12 protein-coding genes are annotated in these 12,566 nt (G+C 69.8%); 3 read left to right on the top strand and 9 right to left on the bottom strand.

The features are described 5' to 3' along the window. Positions 1-3: 3 nt before the first annotated feature. Positions 4-783: an aminotransferase class IV gene (locus tag AB5I40_RS01085; RefSeq protein ID WP_370940434.1), complete on the top strand. Its 780-nt coding sequence runs from the start codon at positions 4-6 to the stop codon at positions 781-783. A 6-nt stretch (positions 784-789) separates the two neighbouring features. On the opposite strand, the gene AB5I40_RS01080 is transcribed toward AB5I40_RS01085, so the two are convergent. From AB5I40_RS01080 to AB5I40_RS01070, 3 genes are read right to left on the bottom strand one after another with little or no spacing between them, the layout of a single operon-like run. Further along, entirely contained in the window at positions 790-1,536 is a 747-nt protein-coding gene (locus AB5I40_RS01080) for an N-acetyltransferase (RefSeq protein ID WP_370936518.1), read from the bottom strand. A gap of 42 nt (positions 1,537-1,578) precedes the next feature. Further along, the gene (locus tag AB5I40_RS01075) at positions 1,579-2,358 is read right to left on the bottom strand and encodes an enoyl-CoA hydratase/isomerase family protein (protein ID WP_370936517.1); all 780 of its coding nucleotides are present in this window, start codon (positions 2,356-2,358) and stop codon (positions 1,579-1,581) included. Positions 2,359-2,412: 54 nt separating this feature from the next. After that, positions 2,413-3,525, bottom strand: coding sequence for a LuxR C-terminal-related transcriptional regulator (locus AB5I40_RS01070; protein ID WP_370936516.1), 1,113 nt, complete (start codon positions 3,523-3,525; stop codon positions 2,413-2,415). On the opposite strand from AB5I40_RS01070, the gene AB5I40_RS01065 reads away from it, so the two are divergent. Next, positions 3,524-3,973 carry a cupin domain-containing protein gene (locus tag AB5I40_RS01065; protein WP_370936515.1) on the top strand — a complete coding sequence of 150 codons (450 nt, stop codon included), beginning with the start codon at positions 3,524-3,526 and terminating at the stop codon, positions 3,971-3,973. The genes AB5I40_RS01070 and AB5I40_RS01065 overlap by 2 nt on opposite strands. Beyond that, the gene (locus AB5I40_RS01060) at positions 3,970-4,371 is read left to right on the top strand and encodes a DUF1304 domain-containing protein (protein WP_370936514.1); all 402 of its coding nucleotides are present in this window, start codon (positions 3,970-3,972) and stop codon (positions 4,369-4,371) included. The genes AB5I40_RS01065 and AB5I40_RS01060 overlap by 4 nt, the downstream gene beginning before the upstream one ends. Before the next feature lies 1 nt (position 4,372). On the opposite strand, the gene AB5I40_RS01055 is transcribed toward AB5I40_RS01060, so the two are convergent. From AB5I40_RS01055 to ruvB, 6 genes are all read right to left on the bottom strand, one after another. Next, the gene (locus tag AB5I40_RS01055) at positions 4,373-6,763 is read right to left on the bottom strand and encodes a bifunctional (p)ppGpp synthetase/guanosine-3',5'-bis(diphosphate) 3'-pyrophosphohydrolase (protein WP_370936513.1); all 2,391 of its coding nucleotides are present in this window, start codon (positions 6,761-6,763) and stop codon (positions 4,373-4,375) included. 476 nt (positions 6,764-7,239) lie between these two features. Continuing rightward, positions 7,240-7,758 (bottom strand): adenine phosphoribosyltransferase, encoded by a 519-nt coding sequence (locus tag AB5I40_RS01050; RefSeq protein WP_370936512.1) that lies wholly within the window; start codon positions 7,756-7,758, stop codon positions 7,240-7,242. A gap of 4 nt (positions 7,759-7,762) precedes the next feature. Beyond that, positions 7,763-8,998 (bottom strand): protein translocase subunit SecF, encoded by a 1,236-nt coding sequence (secF, locus tag AB5I40_RS01045; protein ID WP_370936511.1) that lies wholly within the window; start codon positions 8,996-8,998, stop codon positions 7,763-7,765. Between the two features lies 1 nt (position 8,999). Continuing rightward, positions 9,000-10,718, bottom strand: coding sequence for a protein translocase subunit SecD (gene secD / locus AB5I40_RS01040; RefSeq protein ID WP_370936510.1), 1,719 nt, complete (start codon positions 10,716-10,718; stop codon positions 9,000-9,002). Positions 10,719-10,936: 218 nt separating this feature from the next. Beyond that, positions 10,937-11,359 (bottom strand): preprotein translocase subunit YajC, encoded by a 423-nt coding sequence (gene yajC / locus AB5I40_RS01035; protein WP_370936509.1) that lies wholly within the window; start codon positions 11,357-11,359, stop codon positions 10,937-10,939. A gap of 118 nt (positions 11,360-11,477) precedes the next feature. Beyond that, positions 11,478-12,566, bottom strand: coding sequence for a Holliday junction branch migration DNA helicase RuvB (ruvB, locus tag AB5I40_RS01030; protein ID WP_370936508.1), 1,089 nt, complete (start codon positions 12,564-12,566; stop codon positions 11,478-11,480).

The raw sequence follows: 12,566 nt of genomic DNA, 5'->3' as shown, positions 1-12,566 counted from the left end.
ACGATGCGAATCGAGATCGGCGGCGCCACTCCCGGCGCCGCCGATCTCGCCGCCGCGGCGACCAGCTACGGCCACTTCACCGCGATGCAGGTTCGCGACGGGCGCGTGCGCGGCCTCCGCTACCACCTCGACCGGCTCGCGGCGAGCACCCGTGAACTGTTCGGCAGCGAACTGGACACCGACCTGGTCCGCACCTACGTCCGGCGGCTCGTCGCCGGCCAGGGCGCGTTGTCGGTGCGAGTGATCATTTTCTCGCGCTCGTCGCCGCACGACGCCGCGATGACGCCCGAGATCCTCGTGCGCACCGCCCCGCCCCGCTCCCACGTAGCCACGCCGATGCGGCTGCGATCCGTTGCCTACCAACGGGATCTGCCGCACGTGAAGCACCTCGGCGGCTTCGGCCTCACGCAGCATTCCCGCGCCGCAGCTCTTGCCGGGTACGACGACGCCGTGTTCCTCGCCGCCGACGGCCGGATCAGCGAGGCGACGATCTGGAACGTCGGCTTCCTGCGCGACGGGACGATCGTGTGGCCGGAAGCGCCCGTGCTGCCGGGGATCACGTACCTGGTGCTCGAAGAACAGCTCCGCGCGGCCGGAGTGCCGCAGGAGACACGCCCGGTCTACTCGGCTGAGCTTCCGGAGTTCGACGCGATGTTCGTGACCAACTCCGCCACCATCGGCCGCCCCGTCGCCTCCGTGGACGACGTGCCGCTGCGCACCTCCCCCATCGCGACGGAACTGCTGACGACGGCTTACGAAGCCGCGCCCTGGGACGAGATCTAGCAGCGCTCAGGGCCTCCGATGCTCCACCCAGACATTCGGCTCCACATACACGGCAGAATCCTGCGCCAAAGACACCAGCACCGGACTCAGCGCGCCTTCGACAACCACCGGCCCGTCGGTGTCGAACGGCAGCCCGGTCCATTCCCGCCACTGCGCGAGCGTTCCGGGGATCGTCATCGACACCGGGCAGACCTTCACGATCCGCCCGCCGGCGCGCACATGCACCCGCAGCCAAGCGTCGTAGGGCAGGCCGTCGTCGCGCACCCGGAAGGCGTACTCGCTCATCGGAGTCTCGGGTTCGTCCGCCTTCTGCGACGGCCGCACCGGCGCGTAGAGCACGTCATGCCCGAGCCGGAAAGCGTTGTCCCGCAAGGCATTCACCAGCACTGAAGCAAGCCCGGTCCCCTGCCGTTCCTTCAGGACGACGATTTCCAGCGCGGTCGCCGCGTTGCGTTCGCGGCCAGCGAGCCGGTCGCTGTGCTGCCACCGGATCACCTCGTCCCACCCGCCGTCAGGCAGTTCTTCGCGACCGGGGCCGCCGAAGGCGAACGGCGTCGAGTAGGCCTTGGCGACCGGCTCGTCTCCGTCGGTCGCGAGCAGCACGTAGTCGGCGACGGTGTCGAGTTCGCCGTAGTACAGGTGCCCGGTCGGGTTGTGCTGCATGAAAACCGGCCACGACCGGTCGAAATCGGCGTGGCCGACCGTCCGGAAAAGCTCCGGGTCCTGGCTGCGGTGGTGAATTGTCAGAGCCACAGGCCCAGTCTCACCGGGCCGTCAATTGCTTTACCGTGCCGGTCAGCGGTAGGTGAACTTCGGCGCGCGCCGGTTCAGGAACGCGTCCACGCCCTCCGCGTAGTCCTCCCCGTGCAGCGCGGCGAGCCGGATCTCCTCGACCTCGTCGTCGGTCTTCTCCTGGCCCGCCACGATTTTCTCGATGATCCGGTTCATCCCGCGGATCGACGCTTGCGAACGCCCGCACAGCGTCTCGGTGAACCGCGCCGTCGCGGATTCCAGGTCCGCGGCCGGGAACACGTCGTTGACCAGCCCGATCTCGCGGGCCCGGGTCGCGTCGACGAGTTCGCCGGACAGCAGGAAGTACTTGGCGTTCGCCGGGCCGACCAGCGACACCAGCTGCCGAGTCGAGGCGAAGTGGTAGACGATGCCGAGCTTGGCCGGGGTGATGCCGAAGCGCGCGTCGTCCGCCGCGAAGCGGAAGTCGCAGGCCACCGAGATCTGGCAGCCGCCGCCGATGCAGTTGCCCTGGACCATCGCGACGGTCGGCTTGCGCATCGCGGTCAGGGCCGCCACCGCGCTGTCCACCGCCTCGTCGTACTTCGCGGCGGCGTCCGCGGTCGAACGCAGCTCGCGGAACTCGCCGATGTCCGCGCCCGCGGAGAAATGCCGTCCGGCCCCGGTCAGCACGAGCACCTTCAGCTCGGGATCGGCCTCGACCTCGGCCGCCACGCCCGGGATCGCCGCCCACATGCCGTGGGTGATCGCGTTCATCTTCTCCGGGCGGGAGAACGTCAGCCGGGCCACGGCGCCTTCGCGGGTGAACTCGAGTCCGTCCGTCATGCCAGCACCCTAATGCGCCCCTGCGCCGAGCCCGCTGTGGGACAGATCACCGGCCTAACCGGACAGCCGCGCCGTCAGCTCGCCGCGGCTGCGCACGCCGACCTTGCCGAACACCGACTTCAGGTGGTCCTGCACCGTGTTCGCCGAGATCCCCAGCCGCGCCGCGATGTCCGAAGTGGACAGTCCGGACAGGACTTCCCGGCACACGTCGCGTTCGCGCGCGGTCAGCCGGTAGGCCGCGAGCAGCACGTCCAGCAGCTCCGCGCCGGAGGCGCGGCGGATCGTCACGACGATGTCGCGCGCGTCGTCGCCGGTGACCAATCTGCTGGCCTGCAACACAATCCAGCCGCCGCGTGCGTCGCGAACCCTGGCGCGGAACGTTCCGCTCGCCGCGGTCTGAGCGCCGACCGCGACCGCGCGCAGCAGCACCGCGAACCGGCCGTCGGCGATCGCGTCCAATTCGGACTCCCACGCGCCGACGCCTTCGGTCGCCCCGCGACGGCGGCCGTCCGGTCCGACCACGACAATCGCCGGTTCCGCCGCCGAAGCCGCGCCTCGCGCCAGCGCCGCCACTCGCGTGGCGGCGGCCAGCGTCGGCCCGATCGAGGTCAGGAACTCGACCTCGCGGTCGCTGAACTCGCCCCGTCGCACCAGCCCGGCGGCGGCCCAGCAGACGCCGTCCGCGCGAAACCCGACGCGCAGCTCGCTCTCCAGCCCGAGCGGCCGCCACACCCGCGCCCACCGGCCGCTGCGCTCGCGTTCCCGGCGCGGCAGATCGGAAAGCCGCGCCACCGGGACCGGCCGCCGGGCGAGCTGCGCGAAAGCATGCGGCTCCGCGCCGTCGTACTCATACGTCGCCAGCAGCGGCTCGTACTCCCCCGGGATGCGCGCGCGGCCGCTGGTCATCGAACTGATCACGGCGGTGTCCGGATCCAGCGACGCCCAGCAGGTCAACTCCGTCGGCACGACCCGGTCGACCAGTTCGATGGCCGCCGCGTGCAGCTCGGCGACACCGCAGCCGGCCGCGGCGAGAGCCGCCAGCTCCCGCCGCACGCCCCGCGCCCGGCTTTCCCACACCCGAGGAAGTATGCGCGCGCCCTTCCCCAGCCGGTATCCCTGATTTCCGGGATGGTCGCGCCGCCTCGGCGTTTCTACCTTCGGTGGCATGACCATTCACCTCAGCACCTCGGGCGAAGGCCCTGAACTGGACACGAAAGACGCCATCGTGACGGTGAAAGCGTCCGCCGCGGACACCGGCGGCTACGAATTGTTCGAGGTCGACGCCTCGCGCGGCCCCGCCGTCCCGCCGCACGCCGACCCGTGGGCGAAAGGCTTCTACGTCCTGTGCGGCCGCATCACCGTCTGTCTCGACGGCGAACTCCACGAACTCGGCCCCGGTTCCTTCGTGCACATCCCGGCGGGCGTCCCCAACACGTTCACCGTGCGCACGCCGCACGCGAAGTTCCTCGTGCTGACCCCGGACGACGCGATGGGCGAGTTCTTCCGCGAGATCGACCGCACCGTCCCGGCCAACGCCCTGTGGCCGGCCGCCGTGCCGCTGCTCGGCGACATCGCGGCTCGGCACGGGGTCTCGTTCGAAGAGCCAGTGGCGTGAACATAGTGGCGCAGGTTCTCGCCGGGATCGCCGTTCTGGTGCACCTGCTGGCCTTCGCGTGGGAAGTGCTGCTGTTCGAACGGCCGGGCGTGCACGCGGGCATCTTCCGGATCCCCGCCGAGAATCTGCCCGCCACGCGGCTCTGGTCGTTCAACGTCGGCTGGTACAACCTGTTCCTCGCCGGCGGACCGGTGACCGGCCTGGTGCTGCTGCACACCGGCGAGGCCGCGGCCGGACGCGTGCTCGTGCTCTACAGCTGCGCGTTCATGACGCTCGCCGGGATCGCGCTGGGCGTGTCCGACCTGCTCGCACTGAGCCGACCGCGCGGCGCGGGACGTGCCGGGGCGCTCGCCCAAGCACTCCCGCCGCTGGCCGCGCTGGTCGCGACGGCGTTCTGAACTACGAAGCCGAGGTCACCCGGTACACGTCGTACACGCCCTCGACGCCGCGAACGACCTTGAGCACGTGCCCGAGGTGTTTCGGGTCGCCCATCTCGAACGAGAACCGGCTCACCGCCACCCGGTCCCGCGACGTCGTCACCGAGGCCGACAGGATGTTCACCTTCTCGTCGGCCAGCACCTTCGTGACGTCCGACAGCAGCCGGTGCCGGTCGAGCGCCTCGACCTGGATCGCCACCAGGAACACCGAGGAGGACGACGGCGCCCATTCGACCTCGACCAGCCGCTCCGGCTGGGTCCGCAGGTCGTCGGCGTTCGTGCAGTCCGTCCGGTGCACGCTCACGCCGCCGCCGCGCGTCACGAAGCCGAGGATCTCGTCGCCCGGCACCGGCGTGCAGCAGCGCGCCAGCTTCGCCCAGACGTCGCTCGCGCCCTTCACGATGACGCCGACGTCGTTCGAGCCGCGGCGGCGCGTGACCGTGGACGGCGTGGCCCGCTCGGCCAGCTCCTCCTCGGCCTCCTCGACCCCGCCGATAAGCGCGACCAGCCGCTGCACCACGTGCTTCGCGCTGGTGTGGCCTTCGCCGACCGCCGCGTACAGCGACGAAATGTCGCCATGCCGCAGCTCGGTCGCCACCGAGCCCATCGACTCCGCCGAGACGAGCCGCTGGATCGGCAGCCCGACCTTGCGGATCTCCTTGGTGATCGCTTCCTTGCCCGCGTCGATCGCCTCGTCGCGGCGCTCCTTCGCGAACCACTGCCGGATCTTCGCGCGCGCCTTCGGCGAACCGGCGAACTGCAGCCAGTCGCGGCTCGGCCCGGCGCTTTCCGCCTTGGACGTGAAGATCTCGACGACCTCGCCGTTCTCGAGCTTCCGCTCGAGCGCGACCAGCCGCCCGTTCACGCGCGCGCCGATGCAGCGGTGGCCGACCTCGGTGTGCACCGCGTACGCGAAGTCCACCGGCGTCGAATCCGCGGGCAGCGTGATCACGTCGCCCTTCGGCGTGAACACGAAGATCTCGCGCGCGGCCAGTTCGTAGCGCAGCGATTCGAGGAAGTCGCCCGGGTCCGCGGCCTCGCGCTGCCAGTCGAGCAGCTGCCGCATCCACGCGATCTCGTCCAGCTCCATGCCGTTGTTGCTGGCGTGCGTGCCCTTGGTTTCCTTGTACCGCCAGTGCGCGGCGATGCCGTACTCGGCGGTGCGGTGCATGTCGTACGTGCGGATCTGCACCTCGAGCGGCTTGCCGTCCGGCCCGATCACGGTGGTGTGCAGCGACTGGTACACGCCGAACCGCGGCTGCGCGATGTAGTCCTTGAACCGCCCGGGCACCGGCTGCCACAGCGCGTGGACGACGCCCATCGCGGCGTAGCAGTCGCGCACGTCCTCGACCAGGATCCGCACGCCGACCAGGTCGTGGATGTCGTCCAGGTCCCGGCCGCGGACGATCATCTTCTGGTGGATCGAGTAGTAGTGCTTCGGCCGCCCCTCGACCTTCGCGGTGATCCGCGACGACACCAGGTTGTTCGTCAGGTCCGCGATCACCTTGCGCAGGTAGGTGTCGCGCGAGGGCGCGCGGTCGGCGACCAGCCGGACGATCTCGTCGTACTTCTTCGGCTGCAGGATCGCGAACGCGAGGTCTTCCAGCTCCCACTTCACCGTGGCCATGCCGAGCCGGTGCGCCAGCGGGGCGAGCACCTCGAGCGTCTCGCGCGCCTTGCGGGCCTGCTTCTCCGGCGGCAGGAAGCGCATCGTGCGCATGTTGTGCAGCCGGTCGGCGAGCTTGATGACCAGGACGCGCGGGTCCTTCGCCATCGCGATCACCATTTTGCGGATGGTCTCCGCCTCGGCCGAGGTGCCGAGCTTGACCTTGTCCAGCTTTGTTACGCCGTCGACTAGTTCGCCGACTTTGTCGCCGAAATCGGCCTTCAGTTGTTCTAGGGAGTAGCCGGTGTCTTCCACCGTGTCGTGCAGCAGGGCTGCTACGAGGGTGGTCGTGTCCATGCCCAGCTCGGCGAGGATGGTGGCTACGGCCAGGGGGTGGGTGATGTACGGGTCGCCGGATTTGCGGCGTTGTTCCCGGTGAAGTTCTTCGGCTACGTCGTAGGCGCGCTGGAGTTGGCCCAGGTCGGAATTCGGGTGCAGTTCGCGGTGGATGACCGCCAGGGGTTCGAGGACCTGTTTGACCGGGGCGGCGCGTTGGGCGGTGATCCGGCGGGCCAGGCGGGCGCGGACGCGGCGGGTCGCGGACGGGTTGGGCGCGGCTCCGTTGGGCCGGGACCCAGGGTCTGCTGCGGTGGCGCCGGTTTTGGCACCGGTTTTGGCGGGGGTGCCGCCTTTGGAGGGGGTGGCACCGCCCTTGGCGGGGACGTTGGCGTCGAGCTCTTGGCTCACCCGCACCTCCAGCTGCTTCGTGCGGCCTCGAACCTTCAGGGTAACCGGTTGGTCTTCTCGCGGGTTTAGTGACGTGCCGTTGCGCTCTGTTGCTGTCGGCTCGTCGCCTGGCGGCGACCTTGCCGCTTTGGTTGCGTGGGGCACCCCGAAGCTTGATTGTGATGACGGTCTGTGGGTGCAACGCCGGTTGGGTGCATCGGCTGTGGTTGTGTGGTGGGCTTGGGCTAGCGCCCCAATGTGGCGTTGGGTGCGTCTGACGCACCGAATGCCACATTGGGTGCGTGCGACGCACCGAATGCCACGTTGGGGCACGTCCTGGCGGCAGCGAGCGGCAGGGCCGGGCGGTCCGTGAAGGGCTCCTTGAGGAAGGCTAAGTCCGTGAAGGGGCCCCTTACGGCGTGCGAAAAGTCGTGAGGGGAACCCTGAGGGAATCTGATTCCCTCAGGGTTCCCCTCACGTACAGCCTGCGCGGAGTGTCAGACGGTGCGGAGTGTGTGTACCGCGCGGCCGCCCAGGGCGGAGCGGCCCTGCAGGGCGGCCAGCTCCAGCACGACCGATACGCCGGTGACTGTCGCGCCCGCGTCTTCCAGGAGTTTCGCGGTCGCTGCCACGGTGCCGCCGGTGGCCAGGACATCGTCCATGATCGCGATGCGCTGGCCTGGCTTGACTACGTTTGCGGGCAGTTCGACGCTCGCGGTGCCGTATTCCAGGGAGTAGTCGACCCGGCCTGCGACCGAGGGGAGTTTGCCTGGTTTTCGGACCAGGACCACGCCCATGCCGCGGGAGTAGCCGACCGCGGCGGCCAGGAGGAAGCCGCGGGCCTCGACGCCGGCCACCAGATCGGCGGCCGGGTCGAGGGTGTGCGCCAAGCCGTCGGCGACCGCGGCGAAGCCTGGGCCGTCGGCGAACAGCGGGCTGAGATCGCGGAACAGGACGCCTGGTTCCGGGAAGTCCGGGACTTCGGCGATCAGGTCCAGTGCCTCGTCGAGCTTCATGGACTCAGCGCTTCTTCTTCCCCGACGGACGCTGCTTCGGGTGCCGCGCGGGGACGCCGGCCGCTGCGGCCATTGCCTTTTCTTTGCGGAGTTCGGCGGCCAGCTGCTCTTCGTCGCCTGTGTCGAAGTCGTCGTCCGCTGCCTCGCGCTTCGCGGCCTTCGCCCGGCGGGCCGCCACCCGGTCGGCCTGCTGACGATATTGCGGGTCGCGCATCTTGAAGTCGACCAGCAGCGGCGTCGCCAGTGCGACCGACGACAGGACGCCGACCAAGGTACCGGTCAGCTGCACCAGCGCCAGGTCCTGCAGCGTGCCCGAGCCGAGCAGGATGTAGCCGACGATGAGCAGGCCCAGGATCGGCAGCAGGGCGATGAACGCCGTGTTGAACGATCGCATCAGGGTCTGGTTCAGCGCCAGGTTCGCCGCTTCGGCGTACGTGCGCCGCGACAGGCCGAGCAGGCCCCGGGTGTTTTCCCGGACCTTGTCGAACACCACCACGGTGTCGTACAGCGAGAAGCCGAGAATCGTCAGCAGACCGATCACGGTCGCGGGCGTGACCTCGAAGCCCACGAGCGAATACACGCCCGCGGTGACCACGATGTCGTGCAGCAGCGAGATGAGCGCCGCGAACGCCATCCTGGTGTCGAAGTAGATCGCCAGGAAGATCACGACCGCGACCAGGAACACGGCGAGCGCGATCAGGGCCTGGCGCGAGATCTCGTTGCCCCACGACGCGCTCACCGCGCTGTCGCTGATCGCCTGCTCGCTCGACTTGCCGTTGGTGCCGATCGGGCCCAGATCCTCGAAGATCTGCTTCTTGACCTTCGCCACCTGGTCGGCGGTGAGGGTCTCGGAGCGGGTCTGGATGGTCGCCGCGTTGCCGGTGCCGACGGTCTGGGTCTCCGCCGGGGCCTCGCCCAGCGCGGTGTTGAACGACTTGATCACCTGGTCCTGGGTGATCTGGCCGTGCGAACCGTGCGCGGGCAGCTGGATCTGCGTGCCGCCTTCGAACTCGATGCCCACGTTGAAGCCGCGGAAGATCATCGAGCCGATGCACACCAGGAGCAGCAGCGCGAAGAAGATGTACCAGCGCTTGCGCGAGCCGACGATGTCGACCGCGCCGGTGCCGACGTAGAGCCGGTGGAAGAAGCTTTCCTTCTTGCCCGGCTTGGCCGCGGCGGTGGCCCCGCTGTCCGGGCCGTCCGGGTTTTCCGAGGTGACGCCTGCGGTTTCGTCGCTCACGTCAGGCCTCCTTCACGTTCGCGCGGCGGCCGGGAGCGGGGCGCGTGGACTTGCGCTGCGCGCCGAGCTTCTGGACGGCGCCGAGGCCGAGATTCCGGGGGTTGGACAGGAACTTCGACTTCGAGGTCGACACCATCGCCACGAGCGGATGCGTGACCAGGTAGACGACCACCAGGTCGAGCACCGTCGACATGCCGAGGGTGAACGCGAAGCCCTGCACGTCGCCGACGGCGATGATGTACAGGATCGCGGCGGCGAGGAAGCTGACCGCGTCCGAGGCCAGGATCGTGCGCCGCGCCCGTGCCCAGCCGCGCGGCACCGCGGACCGGAAGGTCCGGCCCTCCCGGATCTCGTCTTTCAGCCGTTCGAAGTAAATGACGAACGAGTCCGCCGTGATGCCGATCGCGATGATCAGGCCGGCGACGCCCGCGAGGTCGAGCGTGTACCCGATCCACCGCCCGAGCAGCACCAGCACCGCGTACACGAGCAGGCCGGACAGCACCAGCGACCAGATCGTGAGGATGCCGAGCAGCCGGTAGTAGAACAGGCAGTAGACGAACACGACGGCGAGGCCGATCGCGCCGGCGATCAGGCCGGCCTGCAGCGAGGCGTAGCCCAGCGTCGCGGACACCGTGGTGGCGTCGGACGAGTCGAACGACAGCGGCAGCGAACCGTACTTGAGGATGTCCGCCAGGTTCTTCGCGTCGGTCTGGGTGAACTTGCCGGTGATCTGCGTGTTGCCGCCGAGGATGGCGTTCTGCACGGTCGGCGCGGAGACCACGTCCGTGTCGAGCACGAACGCCGCCTGCTTGCCGATGTTGGCCGACGTGAAGTCGCCCCAGGTCTTGCCGCCCGCGCTCTTGAAGCTCAGGTCGACGATCCACTGGCCGCGCTGCTGGTCGTAGCCGGAGTTCGCGTTGGAGATCTCGGTGCCGGGGATGATCTCCGGGCCGAGCACGTACTTGGTGGCGTCCTTGTCGCCGCAGGTGACCAGCGGCTGGTTCGGCAGGTCGTTGCCCTCCAGCGGGTCCGCGGCGTTGGGCGCGCAGGTGAGGGCGGCGAGCGCCTTCTGCTGTGCGGCCTGCGCGGCGGCGGCCTCCTGCTGGTTCTTCGGGTCCTTCGGCATCAGCGCGGGAGCCTGGCGCACCGCGCGGGCCTGCTCGATCGGGTTCTTGCCCGCGTCCTGACCGTTGCTCGCGCCGGGGGCCGACGGGGTCGTGCTCGGCGGCTGCTGCGCCGGGGCGCCTTCCGCTCCCCCGCCGCCGGCCGGCTTGCTCGGCGCGGTCGCCGGGGCGCTCGGGGCGCCGGAGGCGGGAGCCGAGGGCGGCGCGGCCGGGGTGTTCGGGACCGAGGTGATCACCTCGCGGATCCCGAGCTTGGCGGTCCGGCCCAGGTTCTTCGCCTCGTCGCCCTGCTCGCCCGGCACGGTGATCACGATGTTGTTGCCGTCGAGCACCACCTCGGTGCCGCCGACGCCGATCCCGTTCACGCGGGTCTCGATGATCTGGCGCGCCTGGTTCAGCGAATCGCGGGTGGGCTGGCCGCCGTCGGGCGTGCGCGCGGTGAGCGTGACCCGGGTGCCGCCCTGGAGGTCGATGCCGAGTTTCGGCGTCGCTTTGCCGCTGCCGGTGAAGAACACCAAGGCGTACAGCACGACCACGATCAGGGCGAAGAAGGCGAGATAGCGTCCCGGGCGGAGATGCCCGGCCGATGGTGCCACTGTGCTTCGGTCTCCTCGAACTGGCACGGACTGGATGGACCCCAAGTGCTTCGGGTGCGCGAGCCGGAAGGGGGTCCTCCGGACGCGGCTGGGCGTGAACTATGACGGCGGACACGCACGCAGCACCGAGACAGTACTCGGTGCTGCGTGAGCCCGGCGTTCGCCCGTACCGACTTTCGTAGGCTGTGGGCGGATCACTGCCCGGTGAAGCGCGGAGGCTACTTCTTCCCGTGCTCCAGCGGGGGCGCCACCTGCGCACCGGAGGTCTTGCTCTCCTCGGCGGAGATCGACTCCTGGGCCGGGGCCTCCGAAGACGTCGACGACTCGATGCCCGCGACCTCGGTCTCGGCCGAGTCCTCGTTCTCCTCGGCCTCGGTGACGGGCTCGACCTTCTCGCGCACCGCGAGCCGCAGCCAGGTGGTGACGACGCCCGGCGCGATCTCGATGTCGATCGTGGTGTCGCTGCTGGTGTCGGCGACCGTGCCGTACATGCCCGACGTGGTCATCACGCGGTCGCCGGGGGCGATGCTGTTCTGCATCTCCTGCTGAGCCGCCTGCTGCTTCTTCTGCTTGCGGGTGCCCATGACGAGCGGCACGGCCACCACGAGCAGCAGCAGCAACGGCAGCAGTAACTGGTTCATGACTCTCCTCGACGGACGCCTTTCTCGGCTGCCCGCGTCCGGTTTCGACGGATGTGCTGTGTTCGAGTGTGCCAGGTACCGGCGGAAACGCCACCACCCGGGCCGCTGTCCGCCCTTGTCAGGCCTGGTCGAACAGCGTCGGACCACCCTGGTCTGGCCGTCCGGCGTCGGCGGGCGGAACCAGTCCGAGGTGCAGCCACGCGGCCGCGGTCGCGACCCGGCCGCGCGGAGTGCGGGCGAGCATACCGGCCCGGACCAGGTAGGGCTCGCACACCTCCTCGACCGTAGTGGCCTCCTCGCCGACGGCGACCGCGAGCGTCGAAATGCCCACCGGTCCCCCGCCGAACGAGCGGGTCAGCGCGCCGAGGACGGCCCGGTCCAGCCGGTCCAGGCCCAGCTCGTCGACGTCGTAGACCTTCAGCGCGGCCTGCGCGACCTCCAGGGTCACCTTGCCGTCGGCGCGCACCTCGGCGTAGTCGCGGACCCGGCGCAGCAGCCGGTTGGCGATCCGGGGCGTGCCGCGCGAACGGCCGGCGATTTCGGCGCAGCCGTCGCTGTCGATCTCGATGCCGAGGATCTTCGCGGCTCGGCGGACGACCAGCTCCAACTCGGCCGCGGAGTAGAACTCCATCTGGCCGGTGAAGCCGAACCGGTCGCGCAGCGGGCCGGTCAGCGAACCGGACCGGGTGGTGGCCCCGACCAGCGTGAACGGCGCGATTTCCAGCGGGATGCTGGTCGCGCCGGGCCCCTTGCCGACGACGACGTCGACCCGGAAGTCCTCCATCGCGAGGTACAGCATTTCCTCGGCGGGCCTGGCGATGCGGTGGATCTCGTCGATGAACAGGACGTCGCCGGGCGCGAGGTTGGACAGCATCGCGGCCAGGTCGCCCGCGCGTTCCAGCGCGGGCCCGGAGGTGATCCGGATGGCCGCGCCCAGTTCGGCGGCGACGATCATCGCCATGCTCGTCTTGCCGAGGCCGGGCGGGCCGGACAGCAGCACGTGGTCCGGCGGCACGTCGCGCCGCCGGGCGCTCTCCAGCACCAGTTCCAGCTGCTCGCGGACGCGTTCCTGGCCGACGAACTCGTCCAGTTTGCGCGGCCGGAGCGAGGTCTCCAGGTCGCGTTCGCCGGTCTGGGCGAGCGCGGACAGGGTTTCGTCGTCCGCCTCGTATCCGCCGGTGTCGAACTCGGTCACTTCGTGGTTCAT

The organism is Amycolatopsis sp. cg13, assembly GCF_041346965.1.
In the GTDB taxonomy this organism is placed as follows: domain Bacteria; phylum Actinomycetota; class Actinomycetes; order Mycobacteriales; family Pseudonocardiaceae; genus Amycolatopsis.
The sequence above is the reverse complement of the archived record's forward strand: the minus strand, read 5'-3'. Positions and strand labels throughout refer to the sequence as shown.

What these genes read in the sequence shown, in the direction of transcription:
- AB5I40_RS01085 (WP_370940434.1), top strand. Translation starts at nt 4, where the DNA reads ATGCGAATCGAGATCGGCGGCGCCACTCCCGGCGCCGCCGATCTCGCC.
- AB5I40_RS01075 (WP_370936517.1), bottom strand. Translation starts at nt 2,358, where the DNA reads ATGACGGACGGACTCGAGTTCACCCGCGAAGGCGCCGTGGCCCGGCTG.
- AB5I40_RS01065 (WP_370936515.1), top strand. Translation starts at nt 3,524, where the DNA reads ATGACCATTCACCTCAGCACCTCGGGCGAAGGCCCTGAACTGGACACG.
- AB5I40_RS01070 (WP_370936516.1), bottom strand. Translation starts at nt 3,525, where the DNA reads ATGCCACCGAAGGTAGAAACGCCGAGGCGGCGCGACCATCCCGGAAAT.
- AB5I40_RS01050 (WP_370936512.1), bottom strand. Translation starts at nt 7,758, where the DNA reads ATGAAGCTCGACGAGGCACTGGACCTGATCGCCGAAGTCCCGGACTTC.
- yajC (WP_370936509.1), bottom strand. Translation starts at nt 11,359, where the DNA reads ATGAACCAGTTACTGCTGCCGTTGCTGCTGCTGCTCGTGGTGGCCGTG.
- ruvB (WP_370936508.1), bottom strand. Translation starts at nt 12,566, where the DNA reads ATGAACCACGAAGTGACCGAGTTCGACACCGGCGGATACGAGGCGGAC.